Origin of the sequence: Paenibacillus sp. FSL K6-1330 (assembly GCF_037976825.1) — a bacterium.
GTDB lineage: Bacteria > Bacillota > Bacilli > Paenibacillales > Paenibacillaceae > Paenibacillus_AQ.
Genome location: NZ_CP150269.1, coordinates 1,689,717 through 1,712,218, shown reverse-complemented (window position 1 = coordinate 1,712,218; position 22,502 = coordinate 1,689,717). Strand labels below are relative to the sequence as shown.

The window sequence follows — 22,502 nt, the reverse complement described above, 5'->3', positions numbered from 1 at the left end:
AAATATGACAGGAGGAACAGCTTTTTTTATCCCCTTCCACCCATCAAGCCCTCTTCTGTAACCACCTGCATCTCATAACTAATTTCTACATGATTTTATGACGAATTATCCGGGTACTTCCAAATGGGAAAATATGATAGTTTAAAGCCTACCTTTTTTAATGAGGTCGGAGACGGAGATGTGATTCTCAAGTTCCATTTTTGGAGCGGTGAGGTCATCACCTACAATCTTACAAAGAGCGGAAGCAGCGTAACCGGTAACGCCTCTTAGGACACATATATCATTAACGGCCTGTCGGGAACCTTCCCGCAGGCCGTATTGCACTCACCACCCCTACGTCCTGCGACGGCAGATGGGCAGCTGCATAATACTATTTGATTCCTAATTATTCAGCAGTGGAATGAACAAAAGCTCAAGCGACATCACTTGAGCTTTCATCTGTTTAGGCTTGAGACATATTTCGCTCAGCCAGAAACTTATCAATAATGGCCGAAATAACATTCATGCTGACAGGCTTGCTTACATACTCGTCCATGCCCATCCCTAAATATTTCTCGCGATCGCCTTTGATCGCATGGGCCGTGACGGCCACGATATAAGGCTCTTTTTCGGATGTTGCCGATTCTTTTATGGCGCGGACCGCTTCCGTTCCATCCATGAAGGGCATCTGAATGTCCATGAACACGATGTCATACGAGTAACGCTCGAGGGCTTCAACCGCCTCGAGTCCATTCTGGACGGTGGTCGAATTGTATCCCAGCTTCTCAATCATTTTCTTGAGGACTAACTGATTCACCTCATTATCCTCGGCAATTAAAATTTTCAGATCGTTTCCTAAGGAGTGATTCTCGTGAACGGCCTCATTCTCCTGTTTATTGCCAGCATTCGACTCAAACGAAAAATCAACCGTAAACGTAAAGACAGACCCCGGCTGGTTCTGATTCTTCTCATACCAGATATCTCCGCCCATCAACTGAACGAGTTTTTTACAGATCGCAAGCCCCAGTCCCGTCCCTTCCACCTTGCGGGTCATATAATGGTCCACTTGATAAAAGGGTTCAAATAGCTGCGCAACCTTCTCACTCGATACACCTATGCCTGTATCCATAACGGAGAATTGGATAAGGGCCGAGTTCCCTTGGTTCTCGACACACTGCACAGAGATGGAGACGGCGCCATTAGGTGTAAATTTAATGGCATTACTAAGCAGATTCATTAAGACCTGCCTCAGCTTCGTCACATCCCCATACACTTGATTCGGCACGTCAGAAGCTACAGAAGTGGTCACCTCAATATTTTTCTCCAGCGCCTTCGGAAGAATCAGGTTCAATGTCTCGGACAAAGCCGTTCTTAGGTTAAATGTTTCCTCCACCAGCTCTGTTCTGCCCGATTCGATTTTTGAAAAGTCTAAAATATCATTGATGATGTTCAGAAGGGTTGTCCCGCTTTTCTTAATGATCTGTACGTACTCCCGCTGCTCCTCATCAAGCTCCGTCTCAAGTATCAGGTCCGTCATCCCGATAACACCATTCATCGGCGTACGGATCTCATGGCTCATCATCGCCAGAAACTCGCTCTTGGCTTTATTTGTCTTCTCGGCTGCTTCCTTCTCGATGATGAGCCTCTTCTGCTCCGTCATGTCCTTGGCAATGATGTAAAAACCCACATTCTTGTTATGAATGACAATGGGTGCCAGTGTAGCGAGCACTTCAACCGTATGTCCGTCTTTGTGATGGATGACGTTAATGCCCTTCTCGACAGCAACATAATCAGCTGAAGCAGAAAGTACGCGGGTAAGGTTACGTTCACCAATCAAATTCGAGATCTTGGTTCCAATTAATTCCGGAATCTTATAACCAGTCAGTTGCTCTGCCATCTGGTTCCCGTTAATGATCCTCCCCTCCAGATTGAAGGAGATGATCGCATCATGGTTATACTTCTTCAGCGAAGTGTAGCGTTCAATACTCTCTTGGAGCTTTCGCTCGGCTATCTTGCTCTGGGTAATATCAACAATTTGCGAAATGAAAAATAAAGGGGTTTGATCCTTTTCGTCACGAACCAGAGAAACATGCATCGATGCCCAGATGCCATGGCCGTCTCTATGTACGAATTGTTTTTCCACCGCAATAGTTGAGGACGACTCGTCCAAAGACTGATACAATTTATCTTTATTATTAATGCAATCAGAATAAATATAATCGGTTGCCGGCTGTGACATCAATTCTTCTTCCGTGAAGCCAAACATTTTGCAAGCCGCAGGATTTACGCTGATCCAATTTCCTTCTATCGTAACCAGGGCAATGCCAATTGGAGCACTTTTGTAGACATGTTCAAACAAAGCCTGATGGCCAAAAATGTTGATATCACTCATACCCTGCACCTCCTGATACCGATTATTATACATCAGCATCTTCGAAATGGGGCTTTTTCAGAGTATTTTTATACTGCTAATCATTAGCAGCGTCATATCGGTAAATCAAACAAGAGACGTCATCCCCTGCATAGTGAAAATCCCACCACATTACCAAGCGATTCGCTCTCGTTCACGAAAATACTCCCCGCTCGCTCCATCATCCTCCAACGTCGCCAGCCATACAGCTGTATTTGCCCCTTCGGCAACGGTTAACGGAGCATCTGCACCGCCCATATCGGTCTGAACCCGACCCGGGCAAACCGCGTTTACCTTTATGCCGGTATCGGCTACTTCCTGCGAAAAGAGGCAGGTTAATGCATTCAGCATCGTTTTGGAGATGCGGTAAGCAGAGGATGACCCTTTTAAACCGTATCCTCCCTGCATCACTTCGAAGGCTCCAAGACCGGAAGAGATGTTTACGATGCGCCCGTAATGATGCAGCTTCATCATAGGAATCGCTGCCTGCGTCATACGCAAAACACCAAAAAAATTCGTTTCCAGCGTTGCGCGCATCACCGACTCCTCTACATCCAGCACAGAAACCCCCCGGTCTAAAATCACCCCGGCATTGTTCACCAGCACGTCCAGGCGGCCGTAATCTGACTGTATTCGCTCCATCATCCGTGCCACATCGTTGATTTCATGGACATCCGCCACGTACAGCTTCACAAGGAGCCCATCTGCAAGCAATTCTTGAACAGCCAGCCTCCCCTTCTCTTCGTCCCGGGATGTAATGACCACATGAAGTCCATTGGCAGCAAGCTGTCTTGCAATCTCTTTTCCAATTCCGCGGTTGCCTTTTACGTGACAATTCACTAATATGCACACGCAGCAGCTCCTTCTCATTCGGTTAACCGCATTGTAAACCATCACATCATGTGAAGGTCAATCCGGAATTCCACAAGCATATAAGACAAACGTCTATCGACGTACTCTCAAAGAAGACAGACCGCGTTTAGATGTTGTTTTTCTTGCGATATCAGGTAGGCCATGCTTCGAAGTTTATACTTTCTGATATCTAAAAAAGAACAGAGCTTAAGTCTGTAAAGACTACTCTGTCCTTTATCCGAGACCTGACAAAATCGTTCAAGTTATTTTACTCAGTACATGATGCAATCCCACTATCTCAAGTAGTCCATGGCATAAACATAATTTTTTGCCCATTCGGAAAAGGTTAGCTGCGGATCCCAAGTGACTGCACCCATCGCTTTGGCACATCCCCAATCCAATATACGCTGATGGAGCATATGCACCCTAAATCGATCAACAAAGCCTTCCTTATTTGCAGAGCCCTGTAAGTACATCTGTATAAAATGCCGCGCTACTTCCTGTTCCTCGAAATCCCAGTACATAATCACCATCTTAGGCAAATCCGCTGTTCCATCCCCAAAATATCCGGTTGTAAAATCAAAAATGCCGCTGATTCGCCACTCCTGACAATCCGTATCATACGCTACCAGCATATTTTCCGCCTTAAAATCCCCCATAACAAAAGTAGGTGAGCCATGCTTATCGAACTCATCCGCCGAGTCACGCAGTACCCCTTCTACCCATTCCGTATCGGTTGGAGTGATCTGGGAATATTGTTTGGCATCCTCCAACCAAAACCGAATTCGCTGGTAGAGCCACTCTTTATAAGATCCCTCAAACGGGCGAATCCTTTGCGTTTTCGGGTCGAGCTCGCCATACTGATCCACTTTCCAGCCGTGCATTTCATTTAAAATGTTAGCTGCTGAAGAGGCAATATCTATTCGATCGGCTGCATCAAGCCTTGCTCTAAGTTGTGGATCATTCATATGTACGCCTTGAAGACGAGGCATGATCGCGTAGCTCCAGCCGAATATATCGATGGATTCATCCAACAGATATGGGGCCGATAAAGGCAGTGATGTATACTCTTGCAAATAGTCCGTATAAAATTTCTCTTCAACCAACTGCCCTGCATAAAGAGGATTTCCCTTTAATACATAGCTTCCTTGGCTCGAGTTAATGAACAACGTCTGATTTCCTACTCCCTCAGACGTTTTCTCAGCTGAAATGAGGTTCCCTAGATGGTGTCTGTTCAGCATAGCTTGAAGCTGCTCATCCGTTACATGACCGATGGAGTTCGTTGAGAAAAAGATCTCTGTTGTCAATTAAAGCACCTCCTTAATAATTTTCGCTTCTGCGCCTTGCCAGGCATATATTTATTCACAAAAAATCCTATCATCAGATGATCCCAAACAGCTTCAGCAGCTTGTTACGGTTGCTATATAAGAATTCGATACACGGCGAATAATGCCCTCTACATCAATAGAAAACGCCTCTGTGTCATCAAACATCAGAGGCGTTTTCGCTCATTCATCGATTATTCAATTCTAGGATACATAACGGCCTATCGCCGCTTGATACACACTCTTAGGCCGAAGTCCAATAAGTTTGTCTGCCGGTTCTCCGTTATGAAACACAATCACCGTCGGCATGGACATAATGCCGAATTGAGCGGCAAGCTCCGGGGATTCGTCACAATCCACCTGATAGACATCCAGGCGACCCGCTTCTTCCTGACTCAGCTCATCCAGGATGGGAAGCAGCACTTTGCACGGCGGGCACCACTTGGCTCCAAATTCAACAAGAGTGACTCCATTCTGTTTAATCGCGCTTTGAAAGCTGGCTGCATCTATTTGTGATAAACTCATTTGCATTCCTCCGCTTCTTCCGATTCTCGTTCATCCAGAATCGATTGCATGCGTTCCTCCAGATTCATCTTGATATGATTCAGCTGGTGAATTTGCGCCTCGATCTCGGCAATTTTTTGACGGAAAATCGGGAACACCTCCGCGCAAAACGCCTCTTTATTTTTCAAGACGCAATGCAGGAAACCAGCGATCTGCTCGGTGGACAACCCCAGATTCAAATACAACTGGATAGTACGCACCTGTTCTTCTGCGAGGCTCGAATACTCCCGGTATCCGTTCTCGTTGCGAACCGGCATAAGCAGTCCTTGCTGTTCGTAGTATCGAAGCGAACGGATGCTGACTCCGGTACGGGCTGCAAGTTCTCCGATTTTCATGCTTCTACGCCTCCTAGATGAACGATTCGATTTCATTGTAAACCCTGACACTAGTGTCAGGGTCAAGCAAATTCAGCGAATATTTTAAAAGTGATCGTATTAGAAACGACGGAGATCTCCATCGAATGTTATTTTCTTTTCTTGGATTTGCCTTTGGAGCTTGTAGAAAGTTTGGGCCAACGACTTGACGGCACATGCTGGAGCATCGTATGGAATACAGTTCCCCACTGCTCTTCGTTCAGCCTACTGATGGGGAGCTCTCGATTCACCCCCAGCAATCGGACCAGCTTCGTAATCTGGGGAGGTGTGAATACGCCCGCTATGGCCACGAATAACGGCAGCCTCGAGTCCCGCAATCCGTAGGCTGCCAGCGCTGTAAACTTCGGCTGATGCTGCGTGGCAATGAGCGGCTTCTTCCTCCGGTTGATAGCTAGAATAGCGGAATCCACTTTGGGAGGCGGCGCAAAATGTTGAGGCGATATGGTTCGCACGAGCCGAATGTCGTAATGCATCCTCCAGCTTAAGATACGCGGATCTTGAACAGGAACTGCCGTAAAACGTTTGGCTGCACCCTTTTCCACAAGCAGCACGGCTCGCTGCAGCGGCACGCCGGGATGATCCAGCAGCCTCGCCATGATCGGCGTGGTGATCGAATACGGAATATTCGCCACGACGGCAAACGGACTTTTCGGAAGAGGAACCTCCAGGAAATCAGACTGCTTGACTCGAATGTTGCTTCCATCTTTTATCTTGCTGAACAGTTTATCCACAAACGCCGGATCGGTCTCGATCGCGAGCACATGTGCCGCCTTCTCTGCCAGCGGAAAGGTTAATGCCCCTGTCCCTGCTCCGATATCGAGAACGGTATCGGTGGATCGGATCTGGGCCAAATCGATCATATCATGAATCAGCCGTTTGCTGACTAATAAATGCTGCGCGGAAAAGTTAGACGGTTTCTTCAGCTTTTCCCGATGATTTTTATTATTTTTGGACACAAAAAAGCACCTCATTCATTCGTATAGTAATGAAAAAGGCACAGCACAAATAATCCTTCGCATTTTTACATGAAAATGGATGGATTTAGATGTTCTGTACCTTCATTAACGAATACGTATGAATGCGATGCAACACATGTTAGGACAATCCTCCCTTAGATGAAACGGATAAAATAACAACCACAGTATAGCATAGGCATTCCCCTGCCTCACGGGTACATTCTTTTAAAAAGATTTTTTACCGTCGGTCCATGCGCTGGGTATGGTATGTTGAGGAAGATAGGGTTCAATGGTTCCGAATTCTAATGAATATCAGTCAACTGGCATACTAGAAGGAGCAAACCGATATGGAAATCTATTTTACGAATGAAACTGTAGAATCAAACAGTGCCGATAACAATTACGTAAGAAACCAAATGATTGCGTATAATCTCAAGCACTTCCCAGACGACTTAAAAGGCCGGTATCAGGAAATCAATTTATTGTTGAGGAATGCGGACGGTCAGATTTTGGGTGGGATTATGGGGGAAATATGCTGGAACTGGCTGGAGATCCACTACTTATTTGTGGATGAACCATACCGTAAATCGGGGTACGGAGCCAAGCTGTTGAACGAGGTGGAAAAAATAGCGATAGAGAAGCAATGCGAGTTCGCAAAGTTGGATACACTTAGCTTTCAAGCCTTAGATTTTTACATCAAGCAGGGTTATGAGGTATATGGCAAGATCGAGAATGCCGGACGGCATACGCATTACTATTTGAAAAAGGAACTTTAAAAGAAGGCAGTAAAACCGCCTTCTCTGATCTTCCATCTCAGCTCTCCACCGACTTCTTCCCTTTTGATTTGCTGTTTGCCTTTTGCAGGTTTTGCTCGACCCGATATTGAACGATTCGGCGTATCAGGTCATAGGGCAAAGGCTTATCGATGGGAAATTGCAAGGTGCCTTTGGACTTATGATATTCCTTTAACTCATCTTGGAACGCCTCAATACCGCTAGGGGCCGGGTAAAAACCGATATGCTTCTTAAATGCCGCAAAATGCACCAAATTTCCGTGATAGTCGAAGGTCGGCATCTGATAGCTGATTTTTCCCTTCGCTTCCGGGGCCATCTCCTTGATCACTTGTCTTAATGTCTGGAGAATGCTTTGAACTTCGGGAGTGCAGCTTGAAATATATTCGTCAATCGACCCGTAAATGATTTTATCCTCTTTCATGGAATAACGTCCCTTTCACAGGTTAATAGGTTTCATAAACGAGATCAGCATTCATTTCCAGCCGTTTATCGCCTGTATCGCACACCAATCGAAACGTTCCGTCAGAATCCCGCTTGCCTCGCCAAATAAAACGAACGAATGGTTTAACATCTCACATACTTGCGTTTGAAACCAAGCTTCCCTCTCTCGACTTCTTTTCTAATATTTTCGGAAGCGCTCAGGATCTTGCTCTTATCGCCCCGCTTCATCTCTACCGGTCCTACGGCCTTTGCGGTCTCAACCGCCTTATCATGGAGCGGCAAATAAGATACGGCTACAGTGTACATGAAATTATTCATCGCGGATTTCGTTCGGTCCGGAGACTCATGGATGGTCTTTTCCACCAGTTCGAGCATGGCCGAGATTTTACTTTCCGGGAACTCACGATCGGGTCTGCTTCCGAGCAGCCAGCAGTAACAGCTCCACCCCGCCGACATTCTAAGCTCTTCGCCGCTTGCGATCCATTGATCAGCAACGTCCTGCGCGATATCCGCCTCTGCCAACGTTACGGCAACCACATAATCGGACAGCATATAAAAATAGGCCGCATCCATCCAACGATCATAATCCGCTGCCGTCATCGCTTTAGGGTCTGCAATGATGCCGGCAAAGTACATCGCGTCATAGTTTCCGGTGGCGTAAAGCTGCTCAGCCAAAGGCTGATTGATTTTGATTTTCTTGGCAATCGGCTTCATGGCGCCTGTTGCTACGCCAAAGAGCGGTTCATGCGCCCCATTGGACAGGTACATTTTCTTGAGCCGTTCCTTGCCGAGTGCTTCAAGCTCCGACATTACGGATTCCACATTCATGGTTCGACACTTCCTTCATTGGCTTAGTATGCAACTGCCGGGTAAGGCGGCAGGCCGCACTCCACATGACTTGAGTGTACAATAATAATGACGGCCAAGCCTAGTCTCTCTTGATGGAAAGTTCCGGATTCTGTTCAAGGTTTTAAGCAAAAAAACGGCGATTACTTCCCGATGGAATATCGGGAAGTAATCGCCGGCAGCAGAAGTTACATAGCCTCCGGTTCTTCCGACTGGACTTTCGGTGTCACCACTGACACGAGCAGTTCGTTTGCCGAAGAGATGAGCACGACGCCGTCAGGCAGTTTAAGGTCCCCGACATGTAAAGAATGCCCAATCTCCAGTTCGCTGATTTCAACAGGAATGGTGGCAGGAATACGGTCCGGGAAGGACTCAATCTCGATGAACGTGCTTTGTATTTGGACGACTCCTCCAAGTTTGGCTCCCTTGGCGGTACCGATGTAATCGAGATTCACTCTCGTGCGCACAACTTCATTTATATTAATACGTAAAAAGTCGACATGGATGTATTCACGAGTGATTGGATCACGCTGAACCGACTCCAGCAAAACCGGAAGCGGCTCCCGATCGTCAAAACAAAGCTCAAGGATTCCTCCTTTGCCGTTCCTTGCCCATTTGCCAAATTCTTTGGCGGACAGTTGAATCATCATATTCTCTTCCCCTGTGCCAAATACAATTGCCGGAATTCGCCCCGAAAGACGAAGCTGCTTAAGTCCGGTTTTGTTCATCGCGGCGCGCGTTTCTGCTCGTAAATTTACTCTCATCTCAACAACACTCCTCAGATTATCGTTATTTTGGGTGTACTCACCATCAATCATCCATAATGAACTACGGATTTCTCCCCCCGTAGCGGGGAAAGTAGGAGCACCATTGCATCACCTCCAGATAGACATTTAATGTAAAACGCTTTTATATATGCGAGAAGGCACCTCGTCCCATGGGAACGAAATGCCTAATTACTTGCTACCATATCATAGAAAAGGGGGGTTGTCGACAGCGGTGGTATGGGGGGTCCATTACAGGAAGGAATTCCGAGTGGTTATGATTATACGAAAAAGAGGAGCTTTCCGCCCCTCTGTGTAGTTCCATCAAAACATCTCATCTTTTTGTCCTGCCGTACATTTATCGAAAACCCCTTCAAAATTCAGACTCTTAGCGAGCCACGGAATCCCCTGGCAGCATAGTATGATTCCGCTCCATTGTGGTACACAAAGACAGTGTCGTAGCGGCGATCACAAAAAATGGCTCCGCCTAGTTTTCTAATACTGGCAGGTGTTACCACCCAGCTCGATGTTTTCAAATCGAAATTTCCAAGTTTTTGCAATTCCCGGTATTGTTCTTCCGATAGCAACTCTATGCCCATGGCGGTTGCCATTTCAACAGCACTATTCTTCGGTTTGTGTTCTTTTCTTGATTCCAGCGCTTCACGGTCGTAACAAATACTTCGGCGGCCTTTTGGACTCTCAGCTGAACAATCATAAAAAATGTATTCGCCCGTCTTGTTGTCATGACCTACAACATCCGGCTCTCCGCCGGTTATTTCCATCTCATGGAGTGACCATAGCTTTTCAGGATTTGCTTTAAGCTTTGTTTGTACGTCAGCCCATTCCAGGCCTATATGGCGATTCATGTTTTTCTCATAACGGGCTTTCAATGTTGTGAGTAGTTCTTCACGTTGTTCTGTTGACAATTCCTTTGCCAAGTTAGACTCCCCCTCATACAATTATGTGCGATACCTACCACGCCGTATAACTTTGAGCAACACTATCACATCTCATCTATTCTTTCCTCACCAACAACGTTACCGCTTCCACATGGCTTGTCTGCGGGAACATATCGACCGGCTGCGCCCATTCGATTTCATAGCCGCCCTCCAGCAGAACCTTGCAATCTTTCGCCAGGGTTGAAGGATTGCAAGAAACGTACACAAACCGCTTCGGCTTGGTGCGGAGCACTGTCTCCAAGAAGCGCGGGTCCAGGCCGGTGCGCGGTGGGTCGGCAATGATGACGTCCGGCTTCATGCCCTCCTTGACCCAGCGCGGCAGCAGTTCCTCTGCCTGGCCGACGTGAAAGCTCGCGTTAGCACGTCCATTTCGCTGCGCATTGGCCTTGGCATCCTCGACGGCTTCAGGGATCGCCTCGATCCCGCGCACCTCCTGGGCATAAGGCGCAAGCCACAGCCCGATCGTACCGGTTCCGCAGTAGGCGTCGATGACGGTTTCCTTCCCCGTCAATCCGGCTGCCCCCCGGACCGACTCATACAGCTTGACCGTCTGCTGCGGATTCAGCTGAAAGAACGCTCTGGGCGACAGCGAGAATTGCAGGTCGCTCAGCGATTCCTGCATGCTCTCGGCTCCCCACAGCGAGATCGTCCGGTCTCCGAAGATGAGCGAGGTTTTCTTCGGATTGATATTGAGTGAAATCCCGCTCACCTCCGGAATGGTAAGGCGCAGCAGACGAACGAGATCGTCCTGCCTTGGCAGCTTGCTTCCGGCCGTGACCAGTGTCACCTGAATCTCCCCGGATTGGAAGCCGTGGCGAACCACAATCGTCCGTACGCCGTCCTTGTTTCCATTCTCTTTGTGCAGCGGAATCCGCAATTCTTCGAGGACGGATTTGACCTTCTCCACCGCTTCATTCACCTTCGGGTGCTGAATCGGGCAGCCGCTAATGTCCACAATCGTATGGCTGTCCGCTTCATAGAGCCCTGCGATCACTTCATGGCCCTTCCGTTTCAGCTGCAGCTGTGCTTTATTCCGGTAATCCCATGGGTGCTCCATGCCAAGAATCGGCTTAAACTTCACGTCGTCACGTCCTGCGTATCGGCTGAATGCTTCACGCACGATATCCGTCTTGGCATGCAACTGTCCCTCATAAGAGATATGCTGAATTTGGCATCCGCCACAAATACCAAACACCGGGCAAGGAGGCTCAATACGGTGAGGCGAACGCTTCTCTACTTCTACCAGCTGTGCCTTAATAAATTTAGGCTGGACCTCTTTTACCTCGGCTTTGACGACTTCGTTCGTGATCGCTCCGTCAATAAACACTGCCTTGCGGCGGTAATAGCCGACTCCTTCGCCGTTGATCCCAAGCCGTTTGATCGTAACGACTATAATGTCACCGGCTTGCAGCTCATCTGCGTGCTCACGTCCAGATGAAGGCCTTGGCCCGCGTACTTCTTGCTTATGTTTATCGGATGGTTTCGCCTTCGAATACGATGAAGACAATAACGAATCCTTGTTCTTCCTATGTTCACGCTTAAAAGCCGGCTTGGCCCCAGCTTGGTTCGCTGCAGTCCGCTCACCCGGCTTATTCCCGTATGCCGTTGATTTGTTGTTTTTGGTTCCTTGTCCAGAACGTCGTTGTTCACTCATGCCTTGATTTCTCCATCCTTAATGGTATCGTGTCCAATATACCATGCCGAACCTGCGAATGCTAACGGGCCGTGTTCTTTTTCCCGATTTCATCGGTGTTCTTCTGCTTCCTTGGCGTCAACATCTTCACCGCGTAAAACCGCAAAAAAAATATTTTTGCAATTCGGAAACCAGAGGTGATCCCCCGGCGTATAATTCCATTATCATACATTCTCATATGGAGGTATCTTTTATGTCGTTTTTCAACAAAATGCTAGCCAGTGTAGGAATTGGAGCAGCCCAGATCGATACGCATCTCGAGAAATCCTCTTATTATCCGGGTGAAGAGGTACGCGGCATTATTCACATTAAGGGAGGGAACGTAGAGCAGACAGTCGACCGCATTTACTTGAAAGTGATGACGGAATATACCAAGGAAAGCGACGACAAGAAATACATAGAATCCTATACCCTTGCCAAAATCAATGTCTCCAGCCGCCTCACGTTGAAGCCTGGCGATCAACAGGAAATACCATTCTCTTTTCCCCTGCCGTTAGAAACACCGCTCACTATTTCACGGCAGCCGGTATGGATCCATACCGGACTCGATATCGATAATGCCATCGATCCGAAGGATCGTGATTTCATCGACGTTGAACCGAACGCGGACGCATCCGTTGTGTTTGACGCCGTGGAAGCCCTTGGCTTCAGCTTCAAAATAGCAACATGCGAATATCATCCTAGATTAGGCCGGGGTGTTCCATTTGTGCAAGAAATTGAATTTTATCCTGGCTCCTCCTATGCCGGCCATATCACAGAGCTTGAATTGATCCTCTATCCGGAGCAGGACGGCATTTCCGTTCTGGTCGAAGTCGACCGGAGAGGCAGAGGCGTTTCTGGCTGGCTCCAGCGATCACTCGATATGGATGAACAGCATTCCTGGGTAACCCTGGATCAACAGGATCTGGATCAAGGTCCATCCCACGTGGCCCAAATGCTTGACCGTGTCATCCGCAGATCGATCTAATGAAAAATGGCCCGCAAGGCAGCTCACTTGCTCCCAAGTGACACTCCTGCGGGTCATTGTTTTTTAATGAATGATATCGCTTGTTAAATAAAATAATGCGGGTACTTCTCGCGTAAAATATCCTGCTCCACAACGACAAGACGCAGATGACGCTCCATCACTTTCATGGCCTGCTCCGCTTGTTTATTGACGATCAGCTGATATATTTCCTTATGCTGCGAGATGATATGCTCCCAGTTTGAATCCTTGGACAGGCGAAGCAGCCGCAGACGGTTGAAATGAATATTCAATTGCTGCAGCATCTTCCAGGTCCGTTCTTTGCCCGTACCCTCAAACAGAATTTGATGGAACTCCTCGTCCAGCTCAAACAGCTTATAGAAATTATGGTTGCCCGCGCATACGTCCTGAAGCGCAATATTGGTTTCCAGACGGAAACGGAACTCTTCGGGGAAAAACTCACAGGCGAGCGCCACGATTTCCTTCTCGATCTTCTCCCGGATAAACCGGCCTTCCTCAACATGCCTGAGATTAATACGGGATACGATTGTCCCGCTTTGCGGAATGATGTCGAGCAGTTCCTCCTCGGCAAGTTTCATGAACGCTTCCCGGACCGGCGTTCGGCTGACGTTCAATTCATCCGCAATTTCTTTTTCCGAGATTTTCGTACCCGGCTCCAGCTCCAGATGGAATATCCGGTCCTTCAGTAGCTGATATGAATATTCCCTGGTAGAGCCTTTAATCTTTTGCTCTGTTGACATATATACGTTACCTCTTTCTCCTATGCTCTATGTTCTCTTTGCTTACGTTATCCTCCCTCTATATTACCTGAATCAAGGGCACGGACGGTATATCATGTACGGGAATCTTCGGAAAAAACTCTCGCAGCCGCTCCGCCACGCAGACCATACCGGGCTCCTCGCTGGCGGCATGGCCAAGCAGGAGCATGGACGGGTTTCGGCCTTGGGCCGCTGCATCGCCGATGTATTCGGGCGTCTCCCATTCCGGGCCTTCGCCGGCGATAAGAAGATCCAGCCGCTCATTCACACAAAGGGGAATGGCGTGCGTTCCGCCGCCCCGGTAGCCAACGGTTATGCCGATTCTGGAGCATGTTCCTCTTTGGTTCCCGATATAACGAAGATACGGAAAATTCAGCTTTCTTTTTATATCTTCCACAACATCTTGAACTGTCATTTCTCCGGGCAGTGTGACTACGGCCGCTGTCGGAAGGTACTTATCGATATATGGTTCCCAGTCCAGCGCCTGAACCAATCCCTGCGTAATCATGTCGGGAACGTACCTGTGAGGCGCATCATGAAACCGGTAAATCGTTAGATTGCCGGATTGGATCAGGTCTATTTTATCCTGGTGGACAGCACTTGCCTGCATCCCTTCCACTCCATCCTCATGGTGGCTGTAAAAGACCCCCTCATGGGTAATCACAAGGTTTGCTCCCGCTTGTATGGCTCTCTGTAAAACCGAATGCGAGGCGGCGAACGTGACGGCAATGCCATGAACGATGGCATCCGCGCTTCCAGCTACAACCCTGTCCACCGTGGATTCAAAGTGTCCCTGTCCCGCCGGTTCTGTTAACCGGTCGATTACGTCTTGAACGGTCACACTCAAATTAGAACAACCTCCTTGTCGTCAACATTGCAGGAGCATCGTAACCGTCCGAAGTTGAAAACAGGCTGCCTTTCCAAAAAGAAACGACAGCCTGTTGATCCGTTAGTTATTGTTGCTCTTTATAATTTTTATAAGTCTTATTCGCAATCTCCAGGTATTGTCCCACGCCCTGGCTATCCAGCTCCTTCACGAACTTGTCGTACTCGGCGAGATCGCGGTCCCCCAGAATGAACTTCAGTGTGTTCTGATCCGTGTAGTCCTTCAGCGGCGTGCTCAAAAGCGTCACTCGCTCGCGTTCTTCGACCGAGTACGGAATCGGCGGCTCCGGCTTCACGACGGTTTTCGTTTCGCTCATGCTCTTCTGGAACTGCTGCTCTTCCTCGCTGAACATGGATTGAAGCAGCTCGGTTGTACCGCCGTATGCAAACACCCCGCCCGAGAAGCCATGCTCGATCCGCAGATCCTTCGTTCCCTTCGGATTCAGTCCGTTGTAGTTAATGTCGTCCATCAGCTTGCGTACGCCGCCTTCCTTGGTATACGTCACGCCTTCTACGCCCCACTTCGTAAATTCCTGTCCCTCATCGCTGTAATAGAGCCAGTCGATAAACTGCAGGATGGCTTTAAAGTGCTCACTCTCTTTCACCTTGGAAGAGATCATCACTCCGTTCTCGAGTCGGCTGCCGGACATCAGCTGGCCTGCCGGGCCGCCGGGAACCGTGATTTTGCTGATTGCATACTTGCCTTCGCCCAGCGTTTTGTCCATATCATTACGGTGCTGGACCACGGTCTGGGAGTTGCCGTTAATGATGAAGGATTTGCCGGTCACGAACTTTTGCACAGCCTGATCGTCATCCTGGGTAAAGCTCTCTTTGTCCAGCAATCCTTCATCCACCAGCTTGTGGAAGTAGGCCAGCATATCCTTATATTCATCCGTTACTGCCGTATACACAAATTCATCCGTGTCTTCCTCATACGTAAGTCCGCTGCCGTAACCCCATCCGCCTTTGGTGCCAAAGCCCGTAGCCGCGATGTTCAGCGTACTGTTGAATTTGAAGCGGTCGGAGAACGGCGTAACGTCCGGGTAATCCTGCTTCAGCTGCTTCATGGCCGTATACAGCTCATCCCAGGTGGTCGGAATCGCGATGTTATGCTTTTCGAAAATATCCGTACGCACGATCAGCGTATAGTCCGGCCACACCGCCTCATGCAAGCCCGGAAGCACATAATATTTCTTGTCCTCTTGGCGAAGTCCCTCCAGTTCGCTCTCCATATCCCATTTCTCGATCTTGTCCTTGAAATTCGGCATCAGATCAATGTAATCGCTAATCGGCAGAATTGCACCGGAAGCCACAAACGCGGATTCCTCCCCGGGGTAAGTCTTCGGAATGACCAACGGAGCGTCACCGGAGCTGATCAGCAGACTGCGCTTTTGACTGTAATCACTCATCGGCACGATCGTCGGCTTCAAGGTCACGTTTGTCATTTCTTTTAGTTTAGCAAAAAGCATCCAGTCCTGCTTGTAAGGATAAGCTGGCTGGTCGCTGTAAAGGATGGACAAATCGAAGGGCTCCGTCGCCTTAAACGTATCGCCTACCGAGTAAGTTTCCATGGCGCCCTTATCTTGATTCTCGGCCTCTTTGCCGCCTGTTTTATCGGTACACGCCGCCAATACCGCAACAATCAACGATATTAATAAAGCTTTGCCAGCAAACGAACGAGGACTTTTTTTCATTTTCCTATTCCCCCCAAAATATCAATAATGGCCAATCGGATGGATAATCCTATTGCTTTACGGACCCAAGCATGATGCCGGTTACGAAATATCGCTGCACGAACGGGTAAATCGTCAATATCGGCAAAATGGTCAGCACCATGGTCACCGATTTGATATTGGCAGATATCTGCGTCAAGTTATCGGCAGAAGTGGCGCCTGCGGAAGTCACGCCTGTCGCGCCCGCTATCATGTTCCGCAAATAAATCGTGACCGGGAAGAGTTCCTTCTGATCCAGGTACAGAAAGGCCGGAAACCAGGAGTTCCAGTGCCCGACTGCATAGAAGAGGACCATGGTCGCGATCACCGCTTTGCTTAAGGGCAGCACGATCCGAAGCAGCATGCCATAGGTGTTCAGGCCGTCAATGGCCGCGGCTTCCTCCAGCTCTTCCGGCATATTTTCAAAAAAGGATTTCATGATGAGCATGTTGTAGATGCTGATGGCTCCCGGGATTACAATGGCCCAGATCGAGTTGCTGAAGCCGAGGCTGTTAATGAGCACATAGTTCGGGATCAGCCCTCCGTTGAAGAACATCGTGAACACGGCAAACATCGTCAGAAACTTGCGGCCTACTAACCTTTTCTTGGATAAGGCGTAAGCAAAGATCGTTGTTAAGAACATGGATATCGCAGTGCCAACCACGCTGTAAACGACGGTGTTTTTGTAATTCGTCCAGAACATGGCGTCTTTGGTCACGGTTTTGTAGGTATCGATATTGAAGCCCCTGGGAATTAAGTTCACCTTCCCTGAGTTGATGTACGACTCGCTGCTGAAGGATTGAGCAACCACGTTCAGGAAGGGGTAGAGCGTGATGAAGACAACGAACAGCAGAATAATGGCATTGCACACTTTGAATGCCTTATAGGATCTTGATTCCTTCATATAGGCGCTCCCTCCTTACCATAAGCTTCGATCCGTCAGTCTTCGCGAGATCGCATTCACGGAGAAGACCAATATAAGTCCGATCACGGACTCGAACAATCCGATGGCTGTAGCATAACTGAAGTTGTTTGATACGAGACCGACCCGGTACAAGTAAGTCGAGATGACGTCGGCCGTCTCATAGATGACCGGATTGTACAGCAGCAATATTTTCTCGAACCCTACCGCGAGGAACGCTCCCATATTCAGGATCAGCAGCGTCACAATTGTCGGGAGGATACCCGGAATCGTGACAAACAGCGTTTGCTTCCAGCGGTTAGCCCCGTCGATCCTCGCCGCCTCGTACAGGGATTCATCAATCGTCGTTAATGCGGCCAGATACAGAATCGCGCCCCAGCCCATGCCCTGCCATATTTCCGAAGAGATATAGATCGTCCGGAACCACTCGGCGCGCTGCATGAAATTGATTCGTTCTCCATTAAAGAACTCAACAAGCGAGTTAACAGAGCCATTAACCGACGTCAATTGCAGGATCATCCCGGCAACGATGACGATGGACAAAAAGTGCGGGAGATAAGAAGCCGTCTGGACGAATTTCTTGAATCGCTTGCTCTTCACCTCATTCAGCAGCAGTGCAAAGATGATGGGAACCGGGAACGTAAAGAGCAGGGACAACGCACCAAGAAGCAGGGTGTTCTTGAACACGTTCCAGAACGCAGGGTCATGGACAAACATGTTGAAATAGTGGAGTCCTACCCATTTCTCCCCGTAGATGCTGCCTCCGGGCATAAATCGCCTGAAAGCGATCACGTTGCCAATCATCGGTCCGTATTTAAAAATGAGCAGGTACATAACCGGCAAAATCAACAGGGAATACAGCTGCCAATCCTTCCGGACCAGGGCAGCGACGGTTTTAAGTTTGGGTGTTTTCTTTGCTGTTTTCACTGCTGGCAAAGAATGATTTACAACTTTTGGCTCCATCGACGTTATTCACTCCATTCCGTATGGCCTCTTCTCATACCTCTTCATTCATGGAATACGGCCGTATTTCATGATCCATCTCCATTCAACACTCGTGATGAAATCGCTTTCATTTATTGCGGTTATAAACAAGCTGCTACTGTTACGGCAGAATAATGGGTAATATCCGACCTCTATTGATCCCCCCTCCAATGTTAAACGCTTACAATTATGTTCAAAAAATAGACTCCCGTATCTTGAACGTTTGACTGACAAAGTGAACCTGCTGCTTCTCCCACCTATGTAGAGAGTTACTTTTACCATACTAGTATAACTAGTATGGTAGTCAGTTTCATTTTAATGGACGTTTTCTACAATTTCAATACATTTTTTTCTCATGTGTAAAATTCGGATCCCAAGCTGCAAAAAAAAACGTGAGCATTCAGGCTACGGCCTGCTGCGTCACGGTTTTCGAACTCGATACCTGCTTAGGTATTCATCATGCATAAAGGGCAGAAGCCTTCGCTTCTGCCCCTTGAGGTTTCCCCATGCCGACTTTATATTTATTTCAGCTCCGTCACGTTGCCGTCAATGCTGACGCTTTTGATGTCCATATCCCCCAGAAATACGAGGTTATTCTTGCTGTCCAGATTATACAGCCACTGAAATCCGCTCTTTGTGGTGCTTGTCGAGCTGGCGTGAAGCTTCAATTCCGATCCGTCCGCGGCGATGACCTTAACCTCCGGCGTATAGTCCGGCAGTTTATCCAGCTCACCGTCGGTACGCTTGCCTTCGATGGCTACACCGATGGATGAAACACTAATGGTTTGGAGAGACAGTGCTTCCTTACCCTCATCAATCGCCAGATTCAGGCTCTGCTCTCTTTGCTTGCCGGGAGAAATGGTGAATTTAACATCCCATGGCCCTTCGACGGTATGGGTGTCGTCCGCTGCCGTGATTCGATCGGCTGTAATCCGTGCCTTTAACCCGTCGAGGTCACTAATCGCATCCATCTCAAATACGCCGACAAGCTTTTTGTTATCATCAAGAAGCTGCTGCCCCACCATATAATTCACACTCTGCTCCGTTTTCAGTTCAAGTAGGGGGATCGAAACACCCTCGGGGAATGGCATGCCGTCCTCTTTCATGAAACTGACCACCAAATAACCGCTGTTGCCGACATAAACCCCTTCTTCAACATTCATGGTTACCCCGGATGCTGTATCCGTCCCTTGTATAGGTGACAGTTCGTCTTCCGCAATCGACGCGGATTGACCGAAGAACTGCTTCAAGCTATCCATGTATTGGCTCGCAAAAGCGGTCGTGCTAAGTATCATAATCATCGCGGCAGCGATAACGATACTGGCTTTATATTTTTTCACTTTCCTGCTTTTAAACACCATCGTTTCCTCCTCTTGAATACGGTTCATCGCCCGGTTCTTAATCCGTTCCATACTGATCTGCTGCGTCAACTCGCGTTCCTCTTCCTCCGTAAGGAGGAGGTTGTCCAGCTCCTGATTGTCGATATTGGCCATGATATCTACAATTCGCCGCTTCACTTGCATCCATCCCCTTTCGCAATCGATTTGAAGCTTCACTCCTATAGACACGGTCTTTATAGAAATCCTACGGATTCTCGGTTTCATAATGTATGCGCAGTTTGTCCCTTGCCCGGCGGATCCGGGCGGTGACGGCTTTCTCCTGCATATTCAGCCGGCTTGCAATATCGCGGACTTTCTCTAAATAAAAGTACCTGCGGATGAATATTTCGCGATCCGGTTCGCCCATCCCCTGTACCATGCCGCTTATCGTTTCCTTCTCCTGCCGGAGAATAGCCAATGCCTCCGCTGAGGGGCAAGAAACGGCATCATCTTCCAACTCGGATTCAATGACCCGCTGTCTTTTTCGTAAAACATTCAAGGTATGATTACGCGCGGTGATGGCCAGATAAGGCTTGAGACTATCTCCGCGCAGCATGATTGTGGACCCGTCTGTCCACAGCTTGACCAGCACGTCACCGGTGATTTCCTCCACATCGTAGGAATTAAACCGTCCACCAGCCACCTTAGCGACCACCGCGGCTATGTAGCGTGAATAGCGGTCAACCAAAGTTTCAAAACATAACGGATCTTTCCTCGCAAGCCCATCCAGCAATGTCCGATCCTCCATGGACCCTCCCCCTTTTATAACCTTCTGTTTTGTTGAACCAAGCCATAGATCCGGTGTTACTATATAAGACACCTATAATTCCAAAAACCCTACACATCTTTCGAAAAAATGATCCCTTTGCAAGGGCGACAGGTCCATTGGACAGCTTTGTAACGACAAAAAAGCCGATCCATTTCGGACCGGCTTTTTTGCAAACTTTTATGAAATTATTGTAATTGTGGAGAAGCTTCGGATTGCTGTCTGGAAATGATAAACAGTACGATCCAGATCAGCAGGAATCCCAGAAGCTGAGGACCTGTCACGATCTGCTGGAATACGATCCAGTTGATGAGCACGCCCACCATAGGAAAACTCAATTCCGCAAGTGTTGCCACGGAGGCTTTGGTCGTGGTTAACCCTTTATAATAAACCAGCAAACTCAGGAGACCCGGCAGCAATGCCTGACCGATCAGGTTCAGCGATACCAAGGCAAAGGCCCCGGTATTCCAGGCCGGCATATTCCATGCTGCCCCCTCACTCCATGTAATGACGGTCAGGAGCGGCAGTGCCAGCACGAAACGCAGCGAGGTTACCGTCTCGTATTTCAGTTTGCCTACCATCAGGCGCCCCATGACCGTTGAACCGCCCCACAGGGCTGCCGCACCTAAGGACAAGAGGCTGCCAACTTGAATAAACTCGTTCCAATGGCCAATCGGAAGGGTTAGGCCAAAGGTCAGTAAATACGTGCCCGCCAAAGCGATAATGAGCAGTATCCCGAAATGGCGCGGAAGCTTCTCTTTCAGAAGTAAGCTGGCCAAAATGATGGCAAACAGCGGCTGAAGCTTCTGAAGCAGCAGGACGGCATTCAGATTGCCGCTCGACAGCCCCATCGTAAACAATACGGTAGCCAATGCCGAGCCGCCCCAGGATATAAACAGCAGCGCGCCGACATGATTCCAGCCAAGGCCTTTTAGTTCCTCGCGGTTCTTCCACAATACAGGGATTGCAATCAAGGATATAATGATGTGTTCAAGCAAAACGATCTGAGCCGAAGTCAGATTCTTGAGCAGAATGACCCGGAATAACGGGTCTACGCCCCACAGAGCGGCTCCCAAAACGACAAGCCAGAACCCTCCCTTAAAACGTCGACTTGCCTGTGCGTCGGAACCATAGGGTTTCATTTTAACCCCGGTATTAATATTACTCATCTTGCCCTCTCCTGTCTTGAATACGGAGGTCTTACTAGCAGAAAACCCCCGCCATCGACATGTGTCGACGCATACGGGGGCTGATCAAATAAGCCTGCGTCGAATGGAAAATTTCCCATCTACGGCAAACTCATCTTTGATCTTCTCCCATCCGGACTTTACCGTCGGCCTTGGAATTGCACCAAGTCAGTCGCTGCATTCATGTTCGTGCCAGAACGCAGCGAGTCGCGGGCTAAAGTTTCGTTCACGCCGGAACGAACCATCACCGCCGGTTAGGAATTTCACCTTACCCCGAAGATCCATATTCATGTTTTATTTTTGTCATGCATCCATACTAATTAACCGATAATCCCTATAAGCTTAGTTGATGAATTGAATTATAACATGAATCCTTTCATGTAAATACATCTATTTTCAAAATAAATGAAATTAGGCTTAAATACAATGAAAAATCTCACATTCAACCAAGACTTACTGAGAATTATACAGCAAGTATCGATTTGTTACCAGTATGATTTTTTGCCATTTCCCTTTTATGTTATATCGAATACCTTGAAGATGGACCGGGTACCGACTGCCCCAGCCTGAAGGCATAACAGATCAAGAGCTTCCTTGGCATTGAGGCTCATTCCGCCTGCTCGAGGCAACGACATCGATAGATCTGTTGAACTGGCGGCGGTTTCACTCTCGAACTGCTTCGTCTCGCTTAATAGCATTTTGCTCCCATCCGGCCGAACCATATACTGACGCAAATAGCCGCCTTCTCTAACGGTTACCATCTTTCCCTTGGCCTCTTCTTCCTTCTTGTTCTTCTGGAGCAGCTGTTCAAACCCTTCTTGGGCTGGTTCGGCTTTCTTCGATTTCACAGGACTCCAGTATGTATATGCTGACTCAACGCGCATGAACTCACATCCTTATCCAATTGTTATTTTAACGCTTACTTCAATTATCGGATGCCTGGACACTTCTCTTTAATCGCTCACAA

General features: G+C 48.3%; 22 protein-coding genes, 1 pseudogene and 1 riboswitch. Of the genes and pseudogenes, 3 read left to right on the top strand and 20 right to left on the bottom strand.

Features of this window, described 5'->3' with window-relative positions; all coding sequences use genetic code 11:
* Window positions 1-141: 141 nt before the first annotated feature.
* A pseudogene (locus NYE54_RS07405) lies at window positions 142-270 on the top strand (hypothetical protein); the annotation flags it as partial.
* Window positions 271-442: 172 nt separating this feature from the next.
* Here NYE54_RS07405 and NYE54_RS07400 read toward each other — a convergent pair.
* The 6 genes from NYE54_RS07400 to erm form a co-directional block, all read right to left on the bottom strand.
* On the bottom strand, window positions 443-2,371 hold the full coding sequence (locus NYE54_RS07400; protein WP_339271191.1) for a PAS domain S-box protein: 1,929 nt from the start codon (window positions 2,369-2,371) through the stop codon (window positions 443-445).
* A 150-nt stretch (window positions 2,372-2,521) separates the two neighbouring features.
* Window positions 2,522-3,241, bottom strand: coding sequence for an SDR family NAD(P)-dependent oxidoreductase (locus NYE54_RS07395; protein ID WP_339271189.1), 720 nt, complete (start codon window positions 3,239-3,241; stop codon window positions 2,522-2,524).
* A gap of 293 nt (window positions 3,242-3,534) precedes the next feature.
* Window positions 3,535-4,548, bottom strand: coding sequence for an aminoglycoside phosphotransferase family protein (locus NYE54_RS07390; protein ID WP_339271187.1), 1,014 nt, complete (start codon window positions 4,546-4,548; stop codon window positions 3,535-3,537).
* Window positions 4,549-4,770: 222 nt separating this feature from the next.
* On the bottom strand, window positions 4,771-5,091 hold the full coding sequence (locus NYE54_RS07385; RefSeq protein ID WP_339271185.1) for a thioredoxin family protein: 321 nt from the start codon (window positions 5,089-5,091) through the stop codon (window positions 4,771-4,773).
* Window positions 5,088-5,465 (bottom strand): MerR family transcriptional regulator, encoded by a 378-nt coding sequence (locus NYE54_RS07380; RefSeq protein WP_076322957.1) that lies wholly within the window; start codon window positions 5,463-5,465, stop codon window positions 5,088-5,090. The genes NYE54_RS07385 and NYE54_RS07380 overlap by 4 nt, the downstream gene beginning before the upstream one ends.
* A 128-nt stretch (window positions 5,466-5,593) precedes the next feature.
* Window positions 5,594-6,460: a 23S ribosomal RNA methyltransferase Erm gene (gene erm / locus NYE54_RS07375; RefSeq protein WP_339271182.1), complete on the bottom strand. Its 867-nt coding sequence runs from the start codon at window positions 6,458-6,460 to the stop codon at window positions 5,594-5,596.
* Between the two features lie 347 nt (window positions 6,461-6,807).
* Between erm and NYE54_RS07370 the strand changes: the two genes are divergently transcribed.
* Window positions 6,808-7,236: a GNAT family N-acetyltransferase gene (locus NYE54_RS07370; RefSeq protein WP_339271180.1), complete on the top strand. Its 429-nt coding sequence runs from the start codon at window positions 6,808-6,810 to the stop codon at window positions 7,234-7,236.
* 37 nt (window positions 7,237-7,273) lie between these two features.
* Here NYE54_RS07370 and NYE54_RS07365 read toward each other — a convergent pair whose 3' ends face one another.
* From NYE54_RS07365 to rlmD, 5 genes are all read right to left on the bottom strand, one after another.
* A complete protein-coding gene (locus NYE54_RS07365; protein ID WP_339271178.1) occupies window positions 7,274-7,675 on the bottom strand; it encodes a DUF1801 domain-containing protein in 402 nt (133 codons plus the stop codon).
* Between the two features lie 143 nt (window positions 7,676-7,818).
* Window positions 7,819-8,523 carry a DNA alkylation repair protein gene (locus NYE54_RS07360; RefSeq protein ID WP_339271176.1) on the bottom strand — a complete coding sequence of 235 codons (705 nt, stop codon included), beginning with the start codon at window positions 8,521-8,523 and terminating at the stop codon, window positions 7,819-7,821.
* A 206-nt stretch (window positions 8,524-8,729) separates the two neighbouring features.
* The gene (locus NYE54_RS07355) at window positions 8,730-9,305 is read right to left on the bottom strand and encodes a 50S ribosomal protein L25 (protein WP_339271174.1); all 576 of its coding nucleotides are present in this window, start codon (window positions 9,303-9,305) and stop codon (window positions 8,730-8,732) included.
* Between the two features lie 380 nt (window positions 9,306-9,685).
* A complete protein-coding gene (locus NYE54_RS07350) occupies window positions 9,686-10,243 on the bottom strand; it encodes a DUF4256 domain-containing protein (protein ID WP_339271172.1) in 558 nt (185 codons plus the stop codon).
* A 76-nt stretch (window positions 10,244-10,319) separates the two neighbouring features.
* A complete protein-coding gene (gene rlmD, locus NYE54_RS07345) occupies window positions 10,320-11,918 on the bottom strand; it encodes a 23S rRNA (uracil(1939)-C(5))-methyltransferase RlmD (protein WP_339271171.1) in 1,599 nt (532 codons plus the stop codon).
* A 232-nt stretch (window positions 11,919-12,150) separates the two neighbouring features.
* Between rlmD and NYE54_RS07340 the strand changes: the two genes are divergently transcribed.
* Complete coding sequence (locus tag NYE54_RS07340; RefSeq protein WP_215159799.1) at window positions 12,151-12,924, top strand: sporulation protein; 774 nt, start codon at window positions 12,151-12,153, stop codon at window positions 12,922-12,924.
* 83 nt (window positions 12,925-13,007) lie between these two features.
* On the opposite strand, the gene NYE54_RS07335 is transcribed toward NYE54_RS07340, so the two are convergent.
* From NYE54_RS07335 to NYE54_RS07295, 9 genes are all read right to left on the bottom strand, one after another.
* Entirely contained in the window at window positions 13,008-13,682 is a 675-nt protein-coding gene (locus tag NYE54_RS07335) for a GntR family transcriptional regulator (RefSeq protein WP_339271169.1), read from the bottom strand.
* Window positions 13,683-13,740: 58 nt separating this feature from the next.
* Window positions 13,741-14,547 (bottom strand): Nif3-like dinuclear metal center hexameric protein, encoded by an 807-nt coding sequence (locus NYE54_RS07330; RefSeq protein ID WP_339271167.1) that lies wholly within the window; start codon window positions 14,545-14,547, stop codon window positions 13,741-13,743.
* A gap of 106 nt (window positions 14,548-14,653) precedes the next feature.
* Entirely contained in the window at window positions 14,654-16,279 is a 1,626-nt protein-coding gene (locus NYE54_RS07325; RefSeq protein ID WP_339271165.1) for an extracellular solute-binding protein, read from the bottom strand.
* Between the two features lie 49 nt (window positions 16,280-16,328).
* Window positions 16,329-17,201, bottom strand: coding sequence for a carbohydrate ABC transporter permease (locus NYE54_RS07320; protein ID WP_215159807.1), 873 nt, complete (start codon window positions 17,199-17,201; stop codon window positions 16,329-16,331).
* 15 nt (window positions 17,202-17,216) lie between these two features.
* The gene (locus NYE54_RS07315) at window positions 17,217-18,182 is read right to left on the bottom strand and encodes an ABC transporter permease subunit (RefSeq protein ID WP_076322943.1); all 966 of its coding nucleotides are present in this window, start codon (window positions 18,180-18,182) and stop codon (window positions 17,217-17,219) included.
* 542 nt (window positions 18,183-18,724) lie between these two features.
* Complete coding sequence (locus NYE54_RS07310) at window positions 18,725-19,726, bottom strand: hypothetical protein (protein WP_339273418.1); 1,002 nt, start codon at window positions 19,724-19,726, stop codon at window positions 18,725-18,727.
* Between the two features lie 61 nt (window positions 19,727-19,787).
* Window positions 19,788-20,330: a sigma-70 family RNA polymerase sigma factor gene (locus NYE54_RS07305; RefSeq protein ID WP_215159809.1), complete on the bottom strand. Its 543-nt coding sequence runs from the start codon at window positions 20,328-20,330 to the stop codon at window positions 19,788-19,790.
* A gap of 206 nt (window positions 20,331-20,536) precedes the next feature.
* Window positions 20,537-21,517 carry a DMT family transporter gene (locus tag NYE54_RS07300; protein WP_339271162.1) on the bottom strand — a complete coding sequence of 327 codons (981 nt, stop codon included), beginning with the start codon at window positions 21,515-21,517 and terminating at the stop codon, window positions 20,537-20,539.
* Window positions 21,518-21,652: 135 nt separating this feature from the next.
* Window positions 21,653-21,820: riboswitch (FMN riboswitch) on the bottom strand.
* 230 nt (window positions 21,821-22,050) lie between these two features.
* Window positions 22,051-22,419: a hypothetical protein gene (locus NYE54_RS07295; RefSeq protein WP_339271161.1), complete on the bottom strand. Its 369-nt coding sequence runs from the start codon at window positions 22,417-22,419 to the stop codon at window positions 22,051-22,053.
* Between the last annotated feature and the right edge of the window lie 83 nt (window positions 22,420-22,502).